Genomic DNA, 18532 nt, shown 5'->3' with positions numbered 1-18532 from the left:
CCCTCAAAGGCCCAGTTGGGGCAGGCTCATGAAGCCCTGGATCACCAGCGCGTTGGCGAGGTCGATCAGGAAGGCTCCGACGATCGGGATGATCAGGAACGCCTGGGGCGAGTGGCCGTAGCGGCCGGCGACCGCCTGCATGTTGGCGATCGCGGTCGGCGTGGCTCCCATGCCGAAGCCGCAGTGGCCCGCCGACATGACGGCGGCGTCGTAATTCGACCCCATGACCCGGAACGTCACGAAATACACGTAGGCCGCGATGGCGACGGCCTGGACCGCCAGGATGGCCAGGATCGGCAAGGCCAGAGACACCAGCTCCCAGAGCCGGAGCGCGATCAGCGCCATGGCCAGGAACAGCGACAGCGACACCGTGCCGAGCAGGTCGATGGTGGCGCCGTCGACCTGGCGCAGCCCGGACAGGCCGAGGGCGTTGCGGATGAGGACCCCGGTGAACAGGGTCCAGACGAAGGCCGGCAGCGTCAGGTAATCGTTCTTCAGGACCTGGCCCAGGTACGAGCCGATCATGACGCAGATCACGATCAGGAACAGCGTTTCCAGGAAGCTTTCCGGACTGAGGCTGCGCACCTCGTCGCCGCCCAGTTCGCCCGGAGCGCCTTCGAGCTCGACCCCGGTCCCGGCCTTCAGGTTGTTGCTCGAAATCAGCCGCTGGGCGATCGGGCCGCCGATCAGCCCGCCCAGCACCAGCCCGAAGGTGGCGCACGCCATCGCGACTTCCATGGCGCCCTGGAGATTGTAGTCCTCCCCGAAGCGGGTGGCGTAGGCGGCGCCGGTCCCGTGCCCGCCGGACATGGTGATCGAGCCGGCGAGCAGGCCGGTCAGCGGATGCATGTCGAGGCTGATCGCCGCCGCGACGCCGACCGCGTTCTGGATCACCAGCATGACCACGACGACGGCGAAGAACACCAGGACGGTGCGGCCGCCCTGCATCAGGGTCTTGACGTCGGCGCTCAGCCCGATCGTGGCGAAGAACGCCAGCATCAGCGGCGTCTGGAGCGACATGTCGAAGCTGATCTCCATGCCGGCGCCGACCCGCAGGCCGGTGATCACCAGCGCCGCCAGCAATCCGCCGACGACCGGCTCGGGAATATTGTACCGCTGAAGGAAGCCGACCTTCGAGATGACGACGCGGCCGATCAAAAGGACCACGATGGCCGCGACCAGCGTGGATACGACGTCGATTTCCATTTCCATCCAGCCTCCCTTGCCCCGTCCCCTCGGCCCAATGCCTTTCGGCCTAGGCCGTCCCGGGGATCGCCTGATCACCAGCTAACCCATGGACCAGGGGGGAAGTGGCAGCGGCGCCGCGGAAGCGACTTACTTTCCACGCGAAATAGCCTTATTTTCCGCCTGCCCCTTTCGTTTCAGGGTTGCCCGAAGGGTGCGGCAGCTCAACGCCGCGGCAATCCGTGAGATCGGCGCCGTGAAACCCCGTCCGGTCCAGCGTCGCCCCCGTCAGGGTCGCATGGCGAAGGTCCGCGTCGGCGAAGTCGGCGCCGGTCAGGTCGGCCCGGGTCAGCTCCGCGCCGGTCAGCCGGGCCCGGCGGAGGGAGGCGTCGCGCAGGCAGGCGTTCCACAGCCGGGCGCGCTCCAGGTTCGCCGACAGCAGGCGGTTGCCGGCGCGCTCGTTCAGGCGGACGGAATCCAGGACGGCGCCGGACAGGTCGGCATCGGCAAGGAAGGTCCGGCGCAGGGTCGCCGCCCTCAGGTCGCAGTTCCGCAGATTGGCCTCGCGCAGGTCCGACATGGTCAGGTCGACCACGGTCAGCACCGCGCCGTCCAGGTTGGCCCGTTCCATGGCGCAGTTGGTGATGACCGCGCCGCCGAGATCGACCCCAGGAAGCTCCAGGCCCGCGAGGTTGAGCCCCGTCAGCTCCAGCCGCTTGCCCTGGTGGCCCTGGGTCCTGATCCACAGGCCGTGGGCGCGCAGGAGGTCCGAGATCGAGGTTTCGCCGGCCGGACGGGGCAGGTTCTTCGCCCCGTCGGCGACCGACAGGATCTGGGCATCGACCACCGCCCCCATCAGGTCGGCGCCCTGCATGCGAGAGTTCCGCCAGTTGGCGCCCTTCAGCACGGCACCGTGGAGGGTGGCGCCCGACAGGTTCACTTCGCTCAGCTCGGCGCCTTCCAGCACCACGCCGGTCAGGTTGGCGTTGCGGAAATCGACGCGGGCGAGCTTGGCCCCGACCATGACGGCGTCCGTCATGTCCGCCTGCATCGCGAGCGTCCCGGCGATGCGCGCCCGCGTCAGGTCGGCGCCCTTGAAGGTGGCGCCGACCAGTTCGGCCGGCGACGCCTCGAACGAGATGCGGTTCTCCTGGTCGAGCTTGGCCAGGGAGCCCTCGCGGATATTGGCGAGTTCCAGCACGGCGCCCGTCAGGTCCGCCCCGCGCAGGCAGCAGCCGCGCAGGTCGGTCCGGCTGAGGTCCGCCTTCTGAAGCTGGGCCAGCCGCAGGTCGGCGCCGTACAGCACGGCATCGCCCAGGTTGATGCCGCGTCCGTCGATGCCCTTCAGCAGGGCACCCGTCAGGTCCGCCCCCGACAGGTCGGCACCGGCGAGGCTGAGGCCGGACAGGTCGTGGAACGCCAGGTTGGCTCGGGCCCCGTTCGCGGTGCCGCGCCGGAACCGCGTGTGCCGGGCAATGGCGACGCCGAGCTGCGCCTGATCCAGCCGGATCCAGGTTTCGGGCGTGCTAGCGGTCATCGACGATATCCCAGGGTTGCAGTTGGCGCTGGGTTCCGAGCACCCGCTCGATCGGAAGCCGCACCGTGACGGTCGTGCCGATGCCCACCGCGCTGTCGATGTCCAGGGTGGCGCCGTGCAGGCTGAGGAAGGAGCCGACGATGGCCAGCCCCAGCCCGGTGCCCTCCTCGCCCGACTGGCGGACGTTGCTGGCCCGTCCGAACGCCTCCAGGACGCGGGGGATCTCACCGTCGGGAATGCCGATGCCGGTGTCCTTGACGGTGATGCAGACGTCGCCGAAGGCATCCACCAGGGTGCCGATCTCGACCATCCCGCCGCGCGGGGTGAACTTGACCGCGTTGCTCAGCAGGTTGACCACGACCTGCTTCAGGGCCCGCTGGTCGCCCATGACGGCCGGCACCGGCTCCGGGCGGAGGGCGATCATGACCCCCTTGCCGGCGGCCTGGTCGCGCAGCAGCCGGACCGAGGCGTCGACGATCCGGCAGAGGTCGAGCTGCTCCTCCTCCAGCACGTAGCGCCCGGCCTCGACCTTGGACAGGTCGAGGATGTCGTTGATCAGCGACAGCAGGTGACGGCCGCACTGGTCGATGTCCTCGGCGTATTCCTGGTACTTGGGCGAGCCGAGCGGCCCGAAATACTGGCCCTTCATGATCTCGGAGAAGCCGATCACCGCGTTCAGCGGCGTCCGCAGTTCGTGGCTCATCTGGGCCAGGAACTCCGACTTGGCCTTGCTCGACTGCTCGGCGTGGAGCAGCGCCATGTCGGCCTCGCGACGCACCTGCTCCAGCTCGAGCGAGACGCGGACGAAATCGTCGAACCGCTGGTCCAGCCGCGTCCGGGCGGCGCGCAGCTCGGCTTCCACCGTCCGCCTGGCCGAGATGTCGGCGACGACGCCCACATAGCGGCGGCGCCCGCCGGCCGTGAAGGCGGCCATGGAGATCCGGGCGGGGAAGGCGGAGCCGTCGCGGCGCCGCGCCAGGAACTCGGTGCCGACAGCGGGATCGCCGGCTTCCGGATCGGGTTGCAGCAGGCTGAGGGCGGCGGCGCCGGACAGGGTCTCCTCCGCCAGCAGCACGCCGACGTCGCGGCCCCGCAGTTCCGCGGCGGACCAGCCGAACATGCTCTCCGCCATCGGGTTGAACTCCTCCACCGCGCCGTCCTCGCGGACGGTCAGGATGCCGACCAGCGCGACGCGCAGGATGGTGCGGAGCTGGTCCTCCCGCTGTGCCAGCGCGAACTCGGCCCGCCGACGGGCCGTGACGTCGGCCTGGGTCGCGACGAAACCGCCGTCCGGCAGGTCCTGGCGCCACACGTCGAGGATCCGGCCGCCGTGTCCCCCCATGTCGACCCGCGCGGGCGGCGGGGCGGACAGCCACCTGTCCATCCAGACCATGTCCTCGGCGATCCGCGCGTCCAGCACGGTCGGGTCGGTGCCCCCGGCCAGCGCCATGGACTGCTCGACCCGCCACCGGACCAGCCGCTCGATCGGGGTGCCGGGCGCTCCCAGGTCGCGGGGAAACCCGTGGAGCGCCAGGAAGCGGTCGTTGACCAGCCTGACGCGGCGCTCGGCGTCGAACACGACGATGCCCTGCCCGATGTTGGACAGCACCGTTTCCAGGAAGGCGGATTTCTCGGCCAGCGCTTCGCGCGCCTCCACCTCGACCGTTATGTCGGAGATCGTCCCGACGAACCGCCTGGCCCCGCCGCCGGCATCGAAGGAGGCGGCACCCCGCGCGACCAGCCAGATCCAGCGCCCCGACTTGTGGCGCATGCGGAAGGCCGCCTCGTAGAACGGGCTGCCGCCGGTCAGATGCCGTGCCAGGGACTCGTCGACCCCGGCACGGTCATCGGGATGGATGCGCTCGCGCCAGGCGGCGTCGCTGAGCGTCAGCTCGTTTTCGGCATATCCAAGTATGTGCAGATAGGGCGGGGAGAACCACCGGTCGCCCGTCACGAGATCGGCGTCCCAGATGCCGCAGCCTGCCGCCGAGGCGGCCAGACGGAACCTCTCCTCGCTGTCGCGCAAGGCCCTGGCGGTGCGCCGCCGCTCGCTGACATCGGTGATCAGCAGGAGCACGTAGGTCTGTCCGTCCAGGCCGACGAAGGGTTCGCGGATCACCTCGACGCCGCGGGTCCGGCCGAACCGGGTGACCAGCTGGCGCTCGCGCAGGCGGGGCCGCTTGCGGGACGTCTCCTGCCCCGGCGGCGGGCCGGGCTGCGCCCCGGGCGCCGGCTCGCCGGCCAGCAGGGTCCCGATCGGGCGACCCAGGAGCTCGACCATCTCGAAGCCGGAAAGGCGGCACAGGGTATGGTTGGCCTTGATGCAGACGCCGTCATCGCGAGTCACCGCCACGGCCATGGGCACCGCCTGAAGGAGCGTGTCCAGCAGTTCGAAGCGGCCGAACAGGGCGCCGCTCCAGGGGACGAGGCCGACCGGCTCGCCCGCCGCGGAGGGGCGCCGCACCTCGCTTTCGGGGAGGCCGGCATTGCGCTCGCGGGGGAAGGTGACTGTGACCGTGCTGCCCTGGTCCGGCGCCGTCTCGATCCGCAGCTCGCCGTCGTGGAGCTCCACCAGCCGCTTGACTATCGCCAGGCCGAGGCCGGTGCCTTCCCGTCGGCGCGTCAGGGACGCCTCCAGCTGGCTGAACGGCTCCAGGGCGCGGGGCACGTCCTCCAGCCGCATCCCGATCCCTGTGTCGCTGACGCTCAGGACGACCGATTCGTCCGGTCCGCCCCGGGCATCCAGCCGGACCGTCCCGCCGGCCGGCGTGAACTTGACCGCGTTGGACAGGAGGTTCTGGACGATCTGCCGGATCCGGGCCTCGTCCGCACGGATCAGCGGGCCGGGCTGCCCGGCATCGCACAGCACGGTGACTCCGCCCGCTTCGGCGGCGCCGGCCACCAGCTGGATCTGGCCGCGGGCGACCAGCGCCAGGTCGAGCGTCGCCTCCCTCAGCGCGAGCTGCCCGGCGTCGATCCTCGACAGATCCAGAATGTCGCTGATCAGCGCCAGCAGATGGCGGCCGCTGCCGACGATGTCCTGGACATAGTCGCCGTAGCGTTCGTTGCCCAGCGGGCCGAACAGCTCGTCGCGCAGGATCTCGGCGAACCCGATGATCGCGTTCAGCGGCGTGCGCAGCTCGTGGCTCATCATGGCCAGGAACTCGGACTTGGCCCGGCTCGCCTGCTCGGCCTGCTCCTTGGCGAGCCGCAGCATCTGGCCGCTCTCCACCAGCAGCGTCACGTCGGTATGGACGCCGACCATGCGGATCGGCTTGCCGTCGGGGTCGCGGACGCTGCCCCCGCGCGCCAGGATGTGCCGGATGGTGCCGTCCCGGTGAATGAACCGGATGGTCTGTTCATAGGGCTTCCCATCGTCCCAATGGCGCTGGATCCGGTGGAGGGCGCGCTCGCGGTCCTCCGGCAGCACCAGCCGCTGGAGCGCTTCCAGGTCGTTGGGCAGTTCGTCGTCGGCGTAGCCGAGGATCTCCTTCAGGCGCGGCGACAGCCAGATCGTCCCGGTCCTCAGGTCCCAGTCCCACAGCCCGTCGCGCGTGCCCTCGATCGCCAGCCGGAAGAAGTCGCGGCTGTCCTGAAGCTCGCGCTCGACCTGCTTGTGCCGCGTGATGTCGAAGCCGACCGACTGGTACTCGACCGGCCTCCCCTCGCCGTCATGGAACGCGCGGTCGCTCCACAGCAGCCAGCGCACCGTCCCGTCCGGCAGCGTCACCGGCCGCTCGTGCCGCGCCACCGGCCGGTCGGGAGTGAGGTCGGCCAGGCACGCCCTGATCCTCCCGGCCTCCTGCGGCGAGACCAGATCGACGATCCGGCGTCCGACCAGGTCGTCGGGAACCGACCCGAAGCGGCGTGCATAGGCGGCGTTGGCGAAGGTGAGGGTCGTGTCGGGGCGGTAGCGGACGACCAGTCCTGCCTGTTCCTCGATGATCGCCTGGGTCCGGGAATCCAGTTGGGTCCAGGAAGACGCCGGAGACCGTGCCGTGACGGTGACCATGATCCGGACGACATCGCCGTCCAGCGGGATCGGGACCAGGACCATGCGCCAGCTTTCGCGCCCGGGATCGAGCGCCACGTCGACGTCAATCTCGACCGGCTGGCCGGTGCCCGAGCAATCGTCCGCGGCCCGGCCGACCAGGCCGGACAGGCACGCCGGATCCACCCGCCCCAGGGCGGTTTCCAGCCGGCCGTTCACCGCCAGCACCGCGGCTTCCGCGGACGCGTCGATCACGAACGCCGGTGAGCCGACCAGATCCAGGATGGCGCGCAGATCTTGGGGAGGGCAGCGGGCGTACATGTTCCGGCTAAACCACGCGAAGTGAAGCTGCACTCTCCTTCAGCCGACGCCGTTAATCCACTATAAAGTGGTAGATAAGATTTGGGATACCATTTGGTCGCGCTTACCGCGCGGCCAGTTCCTTGACCGCCAGCAGGCGCGCCGGACGCCAGGTTTCCGGCTGGCTGCGGAGCAGCAGGCTGAGCGCCATCGGCGGGACAGGCTGGGAGAACAGGTAACCCTGCAGCAGGTCGCATCCCACGTCGGTCAGGAAATCCCGCTGGGCCGCCGTCTCCACGCCTTCCGCGACGACGGTCAGCCCGAGGCCGTGGGCCATGCCGACCACGGCGCGGACGAGCGCCGCATTCTTGAGGTTGTGAGGCACCCCGTCCACGAACATCCTGTCGATCTTCAGCTTGGTGATGGGCAACTGCTGGACGTAGCTGAGCGAGGAATAGCCGGTCCCGAAATCGTCGATCGCCGTTTCCACGCTGATCGACGCCAGAGCGGAGATCGCCTGCACCGTCGCCTTGAGGTCGCGCACCGCGGCCTGCTCGGTGATCTCGATCCCGATCAGCCCGGCGAGGTGCGGCTTCTCCTTCATCAGTTCCGCCAGCCGCGTGGTCAGCCGCCCGCGCAGAAACTGCTGACCGGACACGTTCATGAAGACCCGGCCGCAGCCAAGCCCCTCGTCATGCCAGCGGGCGACCTGATCGGCGACCGCTTCCAGCACCCAGTCGGTGATCGAGACGATCAGGCCGCTGTCCTCGGCGATCGGGATGAACTCGGCCGGGGACACCGCGCCCAGGCTGGTGTGCGACCAGCGAAGCAGCGCTTCCGCGCCGGCGACCTTGCCGGTCTTCGCCTCGACGATCGGCTGGTAGACCACCCTCAGCTCGTCGCGCTGGACGGCGTGGGCGAGATGCATGGTCAGGAAGGTGCGGCGGCTTGCCGCCTGGGCCATCTCCGGCGTGTAGAAGCAGACGGCGTTGCCGCCCTCGTGCTGGACGGTCTGGAGCGCCAGCTCCGCCTTGGTCAGCAGTTCCTCGACCCGCTTGACGCTCCTGTCGTGGATCGCGGCGCCGATGCTCATGCGCACCAGGACCATCTGGCGGTCCACGTAGATCGGGCTGAGCAGGCGGGCATGGACATGGTCGGCGACCTCTTCGGCCGCCTTGCGGTCCGCGAAGCAGGCCAGCGCCGCGAACTCGTCCGCGCCGACGCGGCACAGGATCGACCCCTTGGGCAGGATCTCGCCGAACCGGCCGACGATCGCCTTCAGGACGCCGTCGCCGATATGGTAGCCCAGTCCCTCGTTGATCTCCCGGAACTGGTCCACGTCGAAGCTGAACACCACGTGGGTCCTGCCGGCCTGGGACAGCCGCCCGGCCATCTGGCGGTCGCACTCCTCCAGGAAGGCCCGGCGCGACAGCAGGCCGGTCAGCGGGTCGTGGTTGGTCAGGAAGCGGGCCCGCTCCTCGGCCGCGTGGCGGTCGGAGACGTCCCGGGCGATGCCGATGAAGGTGACCTCGTCGTTGAATCGCATCTCGCCGACGCTGAGATGGACCGGGAAGACGGAGCCGTCCTTGCGCTTCGCCAGCACCTCGCGGCCGGTCCCGATGATCTTGGCGCGGCCCGACGCGAGATAGCTGTCGATGTACCCCGCATGGCGGTGCTCGTGCGGCGTCGGCATCAGCAGGGCGACGGGCGCGCCGACCAGCTCCGCCTCGTCGTAGCCGAACATACGGCAGCAGGCATGGTTGACCGACTGGATGATCCCGCGGGCGTCGATCGTCATGATGCCGTCGACCGCCGCGTCGAGCAGCGATGTCGCGAACTGCTCCCGGCGGAGCAGGTTCTCGAGGGTGCGCTGCCGCTCGGTCACATCCTCCAGCAGCGCCAGGAAGCCGACGGCGGTCCCGGCCCGGTCGCGGTGCGGGACAAGGCAGCCGCGCAGGTCGATGTGCCGGTCCGCCGCGGGGGACGCGGCGAAGCCGAACCGCACCGTCTCGCCCGCCGACGCGCGGCGCGCCAAGTCGTCGGGGAAGAAATCCGCGCCGTCCCCGGCGGCGGCTTCCAGGATGTCGGAGAACCGGGCGCCGGCCAGGGCCTCCGCGTCGATGCCGAGCGCCGCGCGGAACAGGGCGTTGGCGAAGCGGCAGGATCCGTCGGCACCGAAATAGGCGACGCACACCGGGACATCGTCCAGGACGCTGGATGCCAGGGAGGACAGGAAGCCGTCTCCCGCTGCGGCGACGAAGGTTCCGAAGAGATCCACTGATTGACCTTCGGCCATCACTCCACTCCGCAGGCGGCTTCGATCCGGGATTTTCGTTTACCGCGCTGCATGCGAAAATCCCGGGACATTTGGCATAGAATATTTAAGCATTTGTTACTAATGGAATAACGGCATCTGCGGTGCGTCCTATGACGCTAAGCTGATGCACCGGCCCGGGGCGAAGCCATCGTTCCAAAGTACAACCGATGGCGCGTACCGCCGCGCGGGGAATGCCGCTATCCTCCGACAGCCGCCCCGGCAGGCGGCTCACGGCCGAACCCGGAAAATCGGCCGGCATCGAAAAAACGGGCATCGAAAAATCGGCCATCGGAAAATCGGGAGGAACCGGTCCATGCGACACCTCGTCACCAGCCTCGTCGCGGTGGTGTGCCTGCTCTTCGGCGCCCAGTTCCAGGGGCCGGGCCGGGCCGCGGGAGCCGAGACCCCGCCGGTCCGCGTGGGCGTGCTGAAATTCGGCACGGTGAGCTGGGAGCTCGACACCATCAAGCATCACGGGCTGGACGCGGCCGAAGGCCTGGATCTCCGGGTGGTCGAGCTGGCCAGCAACCAGGCGACGCAGGTGGCGCTCCAGGGCGGCGCGGTCGACGTGATCGTGTCGGACTGGCTGTGGGTTTCCCGGCAGCGTGCGGAAGGCGCCGACTTCACCTTCGCCCCCTACTCCACGGCGGCCGGCTCGGTCATGGTCCCGGCCGACTCGCCGATCCGGTCGCTGGCCGACCTGAAGGGGCGGCGGGTCGGGGTGGCCGGCGGGCCCCTGGACAAGGGATGGCTGATGCTGCGCGCGCTGACCCTGCAGCAGCACGGCTTCGATCCGGACAAGGACAGCGAGAAGGTGTTCGGGGCGCCGCCGCTGCTCAACGAGCAGGTCCGCGGCGGCGGGGTCGAAGCCGTCCTCAACTATTGGAACTTCGCGGCCCGCCTGAAGGCGGCGGGCCTGCGCCGGGTCGTCACGGTCGAGGAGATCGCCCGCGGCCTGGGGATCCGGACCGACGTGCCGATCATCGGCTATGTCTTCCACGACGCCTGGGCCGAAGCCAATCCCGAAACGGTCCGGGGCTTCCTTCGCGCCTCCCTGAAGGCCAAGGCGATCATGCGCGAGAGCGACGCGGAGTGGCGCCGCCTGGCGCCCCTGACCAAGGCGGAGGACGACGCGACGCTGCTGGCGCTCCGCGACGGCTACCGCGACGGCATCCCGACCGCCTGGAGCGATGCCGAGCGGGAGGACGCGGCCCGCGTCTACGAGATCCTCGCGAAGCTCGGGGGCCGCGAGCTGGTCGGCGATTCCCCGCGCCTCGCCCCCGGCACGTTCTGGACCGGATTCGATTTCTGATGATTTTGCCGAAAGTGGGCCGCCTGCCGGCCCACATCCTGTCGCTCCTGGTCCTGGTGGCGCTGTGGCAGGCGGCATCGATCGCGACGGCCAGCCGCCTGTTGCCCGGACCGGCGGCCGTCGCCGCGCGCCTGATGGACGAGATCCTGCGGGGCGGTCTGCTTTTCGACCTCGCCGTGACCCTCGGGCGGGTCTGCGCGAGCTTCGTCATCGCGATGGCGATCGGGACGGCGCTGGGGATCGCGATGGGCCGGCTCCGGCTGCTCGACCGGCTGCTGGACGGCTGGCTGGTGCTTTTCCTCAATGTCCCGGCGCTGGTGACGATCATCCTGGCCTATGTCTGGTTCGGCCTGACGGAGGCGGCGGCGATCTCGGCGGTCGCCGTCAACAAGATTCCCAACGTGGTCGTGACCCTGCGCGAAGGCGCCCGCGCCCTGGACCGCGACTACCTGGAAATGGCCGAGGCCTATCGGCTCGGTCCGGCCAAGACCCTGCGTCACATCGTCCTGCCGCAGCTCTATCCGTTCCTGCTGGCGGCGGCGCGTTCGGGCCTCGCCCTGATCTGGAAGATCGTCCTGGTCGTGGAGTTGCTGGGCCGCAGCAACGGCATGGGCTTCCAGCTGCAGGTGCTTTTCCAGCTGTTCGACGTCACCGGCATCCTCTCCTATACCGCGGCGTTCATCATCGTCGTGCAGGTCATCGAGTTCGCCGTGCTACAGCCCCTGGAAATCAGGGCGTCGCGCTGGCGGCGCTGACGCATTTATGTTGCCGAGTCCCGCAGTTTTCTGGTTAAACGAATTTAACTACAAAATATTTTTCTGGAACCAGAACGCGGGGTCAGACGTTACATGCCTTATGTCCTCCTGGTCGTCGCCTGCCTGACGGGCCATCCGGCGGAATGCCGCCGACAAGAGCTTCCCCTGCCCCAGATCACCAACGCCACCGCCTGCCACCTGGGCGGTGCCGTCCGGCTGCGCGACTGGATCGCCGAGAACAGCGGATGGCGGCTAACCGATGTCCGGTGCCTGCCCCCACCCCATACCAATGCGCGGATCGCTACGGCAGGAAATTAACAGTTTGGTTACAGAGGATAGTTAACGTCAGCCCTTGAACAGTATTACTCCCCAGAGGGTCAGCCCCATGGTGCAGCAAGACGACGTGATCGAACGGACTTCGATCGTGACCTATGCCCTGCTCGAGGAATTGCACACGGTTCTCGCCGATTCCGCCAAGCCTGACGAGACCAGCCTTGGCGTCATCATGGGACTGGCGATGTTCCTGGACGAGAAGATCGGCCCGATGCGGTCCCAGAAGCTGATGTCGCAGGCGCCCGGCATCATCCTGAAGACCGACGCCCACGTGACGGACGAGCTGATGCAGCGCTTCGCTCCCGTCCTGCGCGCCTTCGGCACCCACTTGGCGGACTTCGCCACCGCGGCGGCACCGGCCCGGCCGCTCACGAAGGTCGTCTGACGGCGGATCGCCGGCCACCGCGGGCCGCGAGCCGGCCCGCGGACGGCCCGCCGAAAGCGTCGCGGGACCTTCGCGGCCCGCGACGCGCCGGACCGAAGCTGATACACTGCCGCGTGGAGCGCAACCGGGCGGGAGGCAGCTCATGGATTGGCTCGTCACTCTCGGCATCGCGATCGTCGCGGCGGGTACGGTCTTCGTCCTTGTCATCGGCATCGCCGTGCACGACCTGCGCGGCCACTTGAGGCGCGGCATCTCGGACGCTTCCACCCGCCAGGCCAAGTCCCTGCGCAAGATGGCCGAGAACATGACCACCCTCCAGAAGGAGCTGCGGGAAGCCCAGGCGCAGATCCGGTCACTGGTCCGCGCCAACCGCAGGCTGAGCGACCGGCTTGCCGACCTGTCGGCCCGTGTCGATGCCGACGACGACGACGGCGTGATGATGGAAGACGACGACCGGGTGCTGCATTGAGCCGTTCCCAAGCGTTATCCTGCCGATCGTCTTCCCCTTCCCAACCGTCGGTATGAACGTGACCACACAGCATCAAGTCCTGCCCGACGCAGCCCTTGAACGCGCGCGCTGGACCGCCAGCGGACCGGCCTGGGACCGATGGTCGGATCCGATGGCGGACATGGCCGACCGGCTGAACCTGCCGCTGCTCGACGCGTGCGGCGTGATGCCGGGCGAGGCCGTGCTCGACCTCGCGTCCGGCGCCGGGGAGCCGGCCTTGAGTGCCGCGAAGCGCGTGGGCCCGGGCGGGAGCGTGCACGGCGTGGACCTGGTCGAGGCGATGCTGGCCGGCGCCGTCCGGCGCGCGTCGGCCTTCGACGGGCCGCCGCCGCGGTTCACCGTCGGCGACATGACGGCCCTGCCGTTCGCGGACGGGCAGTTCGACGGGGTGACCTGCCGGTTCGGCATCATGTTCGTACCGGACACCCGGGCGTGCCTGGCCGAGACGGTGCGGGTCCTTCGCCCCCACGGCAAGGCGGCCTTCATGGTCTGGGGACCGCTGGCCGACAACACCCTGTTCCGCGAACTGGACCAGGCGGTGACGGAGATCCTGGGTCCGGACCCGGCCGACGCCCTGGCTCCCCTGTTCCGCTTCGACCAGCCGGGAACCCTTGCCCGGCTGATGGAGGAGAGCGGACTGCGCGACGTTTCGGAGCAGTCGCTCCGCCCGACCGCCCGGGTGCCGCTGGAAAAGCCGTTCTGGCGCGCCTCGCTGGACATGGCCTTCGCGCCCCGGATCTCGGCGGCGCCGGCGGACAGCCGGGAACGTCTGGACGCGGCGATCACCGCGCGTTTCGCCGCCCTGGCGGTGGAAGGCATCTGCGCGCTCCACCTGCACGCGATGATCGTTTCCGGGGAGAGGGGCTGACGATCGGGCCCGGCCAGCCACGCCAGCCACTTCAGCATTCCCGTCCGTGGGGATCGAGCACCATCAGGATGCCGAGGATCATGGCCGTGGAGCCGTCCGGCCCGGCCAGGGGCAGCAGAAGCTCCTCGAAATTCAGGTAGTCCCGGCCGCACCAGCCCAGGTCGCCCGAGCGGTACCGGGGCTCCTGGGCCAGCGCGACTTCCCTCGCCCGGGCGACGGCGGATAGCCGCTGGGACTCGGGAAGGCCGGCTCCCAAGGGCTGCCCGGTCATGGGACGGCGCTGCAGCCAGGACAGCTTCGCGCCGGCCACGCGGTGGGTGAACCACGGCTCGCCGTCATGCACGTTGAGCAGAAGGATGTTCTGCAGCGGCGCCGGAAAATCGGCGGGATCGATGTCGCGCCGCCGGGGCAGCGCCATGCCGGACGGGCATCGGGACAGCCAGTACCCATGGAGACGCTTCAGGCTGACGTTGGCCTGCCGGGGAAGCCGCCACCCGGATAGGAAGACACCGTCCTGGCGGCTCTGCTCGATGGATGTAGAGGGGTTCATGGACACCACCCTATCGGCCGCCGAATTTAATGTCCAGATCATCATTAATTGTATCTAAATCCAAACGTTCCCTATGGCAGGCGCGCCACAAACATTCGATTTCGAAGTACTGCGTTCGCCGATCAGCGAAGTGAAAGGAACGACAAAGCGGCTGGGGAGTTTATCGAGCACCGCTCACCGTTCCGGCCAAAAACAAGACCAGAGTCCAGCCATGTCAGTTACGAGACCGATTCTTGTTCCAGGCCGAACCTGTTGGCGCACCGAGAAGGCCAACCGTCTTGCCCTGATCATCGATGCCTGCGATTATTTCGCGGCGGCGAAATCCGCGATCGCCCGCGCCCGCCACTCGATCTACATGATCGGCTGGGATTTCGACCTTCGGCTGAAGCTCGACCAGGGCAACCCCGACGTGGAGGAGCCGGACGAACTCGGCGCCTTCCTCAAGCACACGGTGAACAGCCGGCCGGGGCTGCAGGCCTATATCCTGAAATGGGACATGGCGCTGCTGTTCACGCTCAGCCGCCAGATCCTGCCGATCCTGGCGCTCGACCTGATGACGCAGCGGCGCATCCATTTCCGGCTGGACGCCCAGCATCCGGCCGGCGCCGCCCACCACCAGAAGATCATCGTGATCGACGACGCGCTGGCCTTCTGCGGCGGCATCGACATGACCGACTCGCGCTGGGACACCCGCGACCACGCGCCGGACGACGAGCACCGCCGGCTGCCCGACGGGTCGCCCTACGGCCCGTTCCACGACGTCACCACCGCGGTGGACGGGGAAGCGGCCCGCGCCCTGGGCGAACTGGCGCGGGAGCGCTGGTTCCGCGCCACCGGCGCCCGGCTTCCGCCGCCGCCGCCGGGCGAACTCGATCCCTGGCCGGACCGGCTGAAGGTGACCCTGCGGGATATCCCCATCTCGATCGCGCGCACCTCGCCGCGCCACGGCAAGTTCGAGGAAGTCCGCGAGATCGAGCGGCTCTACCTCGCAGCCTTGATGGCCGCGAAGCATACGGTCTACATGGAAAGCCAGTACATGGCGTCGCACGCGATCCGCGACGCCATCATCAAGCGGCTGCGCGAGCCGGACGGCCCGGAGATCGTCATCGTCAACCCGATGACGGCCGACGGCTGGCTGGAGCAGTCCGCCATGGATACCGCGCGGTCCTTGATGGTGCGGCAGATCCGCGAGGAGGATCGCCATGGCCGGTTCCGCATCTACTACCCCGTCAACGCGGCCGGGACGGACATCTATGTCCACGCCAAGGTGGTCGCGGTCGACGACTGGTTCCTGCGGGTCGGTTCGTCCAACCTCAACAACCGGTCCATGGGCTTCGACACCGAATGCGACCTCGCGATCGAGGCGATCGAAGGCGACGATGCCGCCGACCGGATCCGGGAAACCGTGACCGCCTTCCGCAATGACCTGATCGCGGAACACCTGGACGTGTCCATCGCGACGGTGGAGGAGAGGTTCGCCGCCGGCCAGTCCCTGATCGAGGTCATCGACGGGTTGCGGGCAGAGGAGGGACGGACGCTGGTCCCGTTGAAGATCGAGGAACTGAACGAGGTCCAGGAGCAGGTGGTCGAGGCCCGGCTGCTGGACCCCGAGCGCCCGAAGCAGATCGAACGCACCCTGACCCACGTGGTCAAGAGATATGCCACCCGGCCGAACCTTGCGGCGCTGGGCGCCGCGGCCGGGCTGGGCATCGCCGCCATTGCCGGCAGCCGCCTCTATGCCAGGCGTTTCACGGCCCGGCGCACCAAGGATCGCTGAACGGCGGCCCCGCGGCGCGCCCGGCATCGAACAGAGTGATTGGGAAGGATCGAAGGACATGCAAGGCAGACGGTATCAGGACAGCTATGGGACCTGGGGCGGATCGGCCGCCCCCGTCGCCGGAACGGAAATCATAGAGTATCGCCGCATCGCCTGGTCGGCGGTCTTCGCCGGCGTGGTGGTGGCGCTGGCGCTCAATCTCGTGCTGGCAATCCTGGGCATCGGCATCGGGCTGACCACCATCGATCCGGCCCAGGGGGAGTCGCCGCAGGCCGCCACCCTGGGGATCGCGGCGACCCTGTGGTGGATCGTCAGCGCCCTGATCTCGCTGGCGGCCGGCGGCTGGGTGGCCGGCCGCATGGCCGGCATGCCGACGCGGGTCGACGGCGCGCTGCACGGCCTGATCACCTGGGGCATCGCCACGCTGCTGCTGTTCTGGCTGCTGACCAGCGCGGTCGGGAGCCTGATCGGGGGCACCTTCTCGGTCGTCGGCAACGCGCTCTCGACCGCCACGCAGGAAGCGACCCAGGCTGCCGGCCAGGCGGCGGGACAGACCGACCCGGGCACGGCCCAGGGCATCCAGGAACAGGCCCGCGCCCTGCTCGCCCCCGAGGGCGGATCGCTGCCGCAGGGTGCGCTCGACACCGTGAGCCGGATCGCCCGCGGCGACGTCTCCCAGGAGGAACTGCAGTCCGCCGCGACCCGCCTTGCCGAACAGGCCGGAATTCCCCAGGAGCAGGCCCGGCAGACCATCGACAACCTGCGCCAGCAATATGCCGAGACGGCCGAGCAGGCCACCCAGGCGGCGCAGGCCACCGCCGACACGGTATCGTCGGCGGCCCTGTGGTCGTTCCTGGCCTTGGTGCTGGGCGCCCTTGCGGGGTCGCTCGGCGGCATGGCGGGCTCCCCGGCCGGCTGGGACCGCTACTGACGAGCCTGTAGAGGCGTTTACCCCGCCTTCATCGGTTTCTGGCAGCCATGTCGTCACACCTCAGCGGCGGCATGGCTCCAGATTATGACGCATTTCCGGTTTCGCTCCCTGGCGGTCGCCGCCCTCCTGGTTCCGTGCGCCGGCCTGTCCGGGGCAGCGGCGCAGGACGGGCCGCCGCCGGCCATCGTCCTGGCCGAGCCGCCCGGCCCGGTGGCCGACCTGACGATCGCGGGGCATATCGACCGGATCGAGATCGGCCGGGAAATCGTGATGGAAGGCTGGGGCCTGCTGTCATCGGCCTTCCCGGATTCGGGCGCCGGGCTTCCCGGGTCCGTCAGGATCCATAGCGACCTGGACCTCCGGGGGATCGCGGCCCGCCGGGTGGAACGGCCCGACGTTGTGGCCGCCGTCGGAAAACCGGACCTGCTATTCTCGGGCTTCGTCATCACGCTAGTGCCGGCGCGCGCGATGCCGCCCGGCGGGTTCACGCTGTGCGTGACGACCGACGACCCGCTCTACGGACGCTTCCGCATGCACGACAACCCGCAGGTGCCGTGTCCGCTCAACCAAAAGTAGGCGGTATCAGGAAGGGGAGACCGTCATGCAGGCCGAACCCTGGCTGGTCAGCCGCGCGCAGGCCCGGTCGGCGCTGGCCGAGGTGACGCCGAGCAGCCGGGCGCGGTACAGGCGTCCGGCCGGCGTATTGACTTCCATGACATAGACCCGCGCCGGGGTCAGGAGATCGGGAACGGCGCGGCGCGCATCCTCCACCGCCTTGTTGCTCTCCGTCGGCGAGCGGAAGGCGCCGACCTGGATGCCCCAATCCCCGGCCGGCCCGTTGGCCGGAACCATGGCGACCTGCTGGATGGGTGCCGCCGGGACCGGTGTGATCGGAACTGGGGCGATCTGGACCGGGGCGATCGGAACCGGTGCGGCGCTGGCGGTGACGACCGGGCGGGCGCGCGGCGGCGCGGCGGCCGCCGCGACCACGGTCCTGGACGGGATGGTCCTGGACTGGATGGCCGGAGGAGTCGCCGCGGCATACAGGGTGTCGGTGACGCGCCGCGAGGGGTGGATGCCGTCGATCTGGGGCGAGATCATCGCGACGTAGTTGCGGGTCTCCGACGGCAGGCCGCGGTCGCCGGTCAGATATTCCCCGTACCGGCCGGGGCCGGCATTGTAGGCGGCGAGGAAGCCGGGCGAGCCGAACTTCTCGTACATCTCCCGCAGGTAGGCGGTGCCGGCCAGGATGTTGTCGCGCGGCTCGAACGGGTCCGATCCCAGCCCGTGCTTGACCCGCAGTTCCTCGTAGGTGGAGGGCATGACCTGCATCAGCCCCATGGCGCCGGCCCGGCTGACGATGGGGCGCCCGTTCATGTGGGTCCGCCCGCCGCTCTCGACCTTCATCACCGCCCTGATCCAGGGTTCCGGCACGTCGAACCGCTGAGACGCCTCCGCGATGTGCGAGGCCCAGGGATCGCCCGCGAGGCCCCCGGCGTAGCCGCCCTGCGCCGCAGGTCCCGTCCGTTCCGACGGCGAGCTGGAGCAGCCGCTCAGCAGCGCCGCGGCGATGCCGATGGCGATCCCGACGACCATGCCGCGAGGAACTGCGCCGCGAAGAAGTCGGGCCGGATCTTCAGGGGGCGGCGTTGGTATCGGCATGGTTCAACGGGCTTATAAAGACGAGGATATAAGTTCATAATATCGTTTGGGGTTTCCGGTCAATAAAATCCTCCCGCACGTCCGCTGCCCCGCCCCTGCCGGACCTTCGGGATAAACCAAT

The 18532-nt window shown here is 69.1% G+C and carries 15 protein-coding genes; 9 read left to right on the top strand and 6 right to left on the bottom strand.

The window, feature by feature from the left end; genetic code table 11:
• Positions 1-3: 3 nt before the first annotated feature.
• The 4 genes from gltS to IGS68_RS08115 all read right to left on the bottom strand — a co-directional run bounded on the left by gltS (position 4) and on the right by IGS68_RS08115 (position 9309).
• Positions 4-1212 (bottom strand): sodium/glutamate symporter, encoded by a 1209-nt coding sequence (gltS, locus tag IGS68_RS08130; protein WP_201078792.1) that lies wholly within the window; start codon positions 1210-1212, stop codon positions 4-6.
• A 145-nt stretch (positions 1213-1357) separates the two neighbouring features.
• Entirely contained in the window at positions 1358-2722 is a 1365-nt protein-coding gene (locus IGS68_RS08125) for a pentapeptide repeat-containing protein (protein WP_201078790.1), read from the bottom strand.
• Positions 2712-7034, bottom strand: coding sequence for a PAS domain S-box protein (locus IGS68_RS08120; RefSeq protein ID WP_201078788.1), 4323 nt, complete (start codon positions 7032-7034; stop codon positions 2712-2714). The genes IGS68_RS08125 and IGS68_RS08120 overlap by 11 nt, the downstream gene beginning before the upstream one ends.
• A gap of 103 nt (positions 7035-7137) precedes the next feature.
• Positions 7138-9309 (bottom strand): putative bifunctional diguanylate cyclase/phosphodiesterase, encoded by a 2172-nt coding sequence (locus IGS68_RS08115; protein WP_201078786.1) that lies wholly within the window; start codon positions 9307-9309, stop codon positions 7138-7140.
• A gap of 334 nt (positions 9310-9643) precedes the next feature.
• Here IGS68_RS08115 and IGS68_RS08110 point away from each other — a divergent pair, with 334 nt between their 5' ends.
• From IGS68_RS08110 to IGS68_RS08085, 6 genes are all read left to right on the top strand, one after another.
• A complete protein-coding gene (locus IGS68_RS08110; RefSeq protein ID WP_201078784.1) occupies positions 9644-10642 on the top strand; it encodes an ABC transporter substrate-binding protein in 999 nt (332 codons plus the stop codon).
• The gene (locus IGS68_RS08105; protein WP_201078782.1) at positions 10642-11397 is read left to right on the top strand and encodes an ABC transporter permease; all 756 of its coding nucleotides are present in this window, start codon (positions 10642-10644) and stop codon (positions 11395-11397) included. The genes IGS68_RS08110 and IGS68_RS08105 overlap by 1 nt, the downstream gene beginning before the upstream one ends.
• 93 nt (positions 11398-11490) lie before the next feature.
• Positions 11491-11715 (top strand): hypothetical protein, encoded by a 225-nt coding sequence (locus tag IGS68_RS08100; RefSeq protein WP_201078780.1) that lies wholly within the window; start codon positions 11491-11493, stop codon positions 11713-11715.
• Between the two features lie 67 nt (positions 11716-11782).
• A complete protein-coding gene (locus tag IGS68_RS08095) occupies positions 11783-12115 on the top strand; it encodes a hypothetical protein (RefSeq protein WP_201078778.1) in 333 nt (110 codons plus the stop codon).
• Positions 12116-12257: 142 nt separating this feature from the next.
• Entirely contained in the window at positions 12258-12584 is a 327-nt protein-coding gene (locus tag IGS68_RS08090; protein ID WP_201078776.1) for a hypothetical protein, read from the top strand.
• Between the two features lie 58 nt (positions 12585-12642).
• On the top strand, positions 12643-13491 hold the full coding sequence (locus tag IGS68_RS08085; RefSeq protein ID WP_247881230.1) for a class I SAM-dependent methyltransferase: 849 nt from the start codon (positions 12643-12645) through the stop codon (positions 13489-13491).
• A gap of 31 nt (positions 13492-13522) precedes the next feature.
• Here IGS68_RS08085 and IGS68_RS08080 read toward each other — a convergent pair whose 3' ends face one another.
• A complete protein-coding gene (locus tag IGS68_RS08080; protein WP_201078774.1) occupies positions 13523-14041 on the bottom strand; it encodes a PAS domain-containing protein in 519 nt (172 codons plus the stop codon).
• A gap of 211 nt (positions 14042-14252) precedes the next feature.
• Between IGS68_RS08080 and IGS68_RS08075 the strand changes: the two genes are divergently transcribed.
• The 3 genes from IGS68_RS08075 (at position 14253) to IGS68_RS08065 (ending at position 17325) form a co-directional block, all read left to right on the top strand.
• Positions 14253-15818: a phospholipase D-like domain-containing protein gene (locus IGS68_RS08075; protein ID WP_201078772.1), complete on the top strand. Its 1566-nt coding sequence runs from the start codon at positions 14253-14255 to the stop codon at positions 15816-15818.
• Positions 15819-15876: 58 nt separating this feature from the next.
• Positions 15877-16749, top strand: coding sequence for a hypothetical protein (locus IGS68_RS08070; RefSeq protein WP_201078770.1), 873 nt, complete (start codon positions 15877-15879; stop codon positions 16747-16749).
• An 84-nt stretch (positions 16750-16833) separates the two neighbouring features.
• The gene (locus IGS68_RS08065) at positions 16834-17325 is read left to right on the top strand and encodes a hypothetical protein (protein ID WP_201078768.1); all 492 of its coding nucleotides are present in this window, start codon (positions 16834-16836) and stop codon (positions 17323-17325) included.
• A 6-nt stretch (positions 17326-17331) separates the two neighbouring features.
• On the opposite strand, the gene IGS68_RS08060 is transcribed toward IGS68_RS08065, so the two are convergent.
• Positions 17332-18345: a lytic transglycosylase domain-containing protein gene (locus tag IGS68_RS08060; RefSeq protein WP_201078766.1), complete on the bottom strand. Its 1014-nt coding sequence runs from the start codon at positions 18343-18345 to the stop codon at positions 17332-17334.
• Positions 18346-18532 lie beyond the last annotated feature (187 nt).

The sequence above is a fragment of the Skermanella sp. TT6 genome (assembly GCF_016653635.2).
Classification (GTDB): domain Bacteria; phylum Pseudomonadota; class Alphaproteobacteria; order Azospirillales; family Azospirillaceae; genus Skermanella; species Skermanella cutis.
This window is presented reverse-complemented; position numbering and strand designations above follow the sequence as displayed.

What these genes read in the sequence shown, in the direction of transcription:
- IGS68_RS08080 (WP_201078774.1), bottom strand. Translation starts at nt 14,041, where the DNA reads ATGAACCCCTCTACATCCATCGAGCAGAGCCGCCAGGACGGTGTCTTC.
- IGS68_RS08110 (WP_201078784.1), top strand. Translation starts at nt 9,644, where the DNA reads ATGCGACACCTCGTCACCAGCCTCGTCGCGGTGGTGTGCCTGCTCTTC.
- IGS68_RS08065 (WP_201078768.1), top strand. Translation starts at nt 16,834, where the DNA reads ATGACGCATTTCCGGTTTCGCTCCCTGGCGGTCGCCGCCCTCCTGGTT.
- IGS68_RS08095 (WP_201078778.1), top strand. Translation starts at nt 11,783, where the DNA reads ATGGTGCAGCAAGACGACGTGATCGAACGGACTTCGATCGTGACCTAT.
- gltS (WP_201078792.1), bottom strand. Translation starts at nt 1,212, where the DNA reads ATGGAAATGGAAATCGACGTCGTATCCACGCTGGTCGCGGCCATCGTG.
- IGS68_RS08090 (WP_201078776.1), top strand. Translation starts at nt 12,258, where the DNA reads ATGGATTGGCTCGTCACTCTCGGCATCGCGATCGTCGCGGCGGGTACG.
- IGS68_RS08060 (WP_201078766.1), bottom strand. Translation starts at nt 18,345, where the DNA reads ATGGTCGTCGGGATCGCCATCGGCATCGCCGCGGCGCTGCTGAGCGGC.
- IGS68_RS08120 (WP_201078788.1), bottom strand. Translation starts at nt 7,034, where the DNA reads ATGTACGCCCGCTGCCCTCCCCAAGATCTGCGCGCCATCCTGGATCTG.
- IGS68_RS08075 (WP_201078772.1), top strand. Translation starts at nt 14,253, where the DNA reads ATGTCAGTTACGAGACCGATTCTTGTTCCAGGCCGAACCTGTTGGCGC.
- IGS68_RS08125 (WP_201078790.1), bottom strand. Translation starts at nt 2,722, where the DNA reads ATGACCGCTAGCACGCCCGAAACCTGGATCCGGCTGGATCAGGCGCAG.
- IGS68_RS08115 (WP_201078786.1), bottom strand. Translation starts at nt 9,309, where the DNA reads ATGGCCGAAGGTCAATCAGTGGATCTCTTCGGAACCTTCGTCGCCGCA.
- IGS68_RS08105 (WP_201078782.1), top strand. Translation starts at nt 10,642, where the DNA reads ATGATTTTGCCGAAAGTGGGCCGCCTGCCGGCCCACATCCTGTCGCTC.
- IGS68_RS08100 (WP_201078780.1), top strand. Translation starts at nt 11,491, where the DNA reads ATGCCTTATGTCCTCCTGGTCGTCGCCTGCCTGACGGGCCATCCGGCG.
- IGS68_RS08070 (WP_201078770.1), top strand. Translation starts at nt 15,877, where the DNA reads ATGCAAGGCAGACGGTATCAGGACAGCTATGGGACCTGGGGCGGATCG.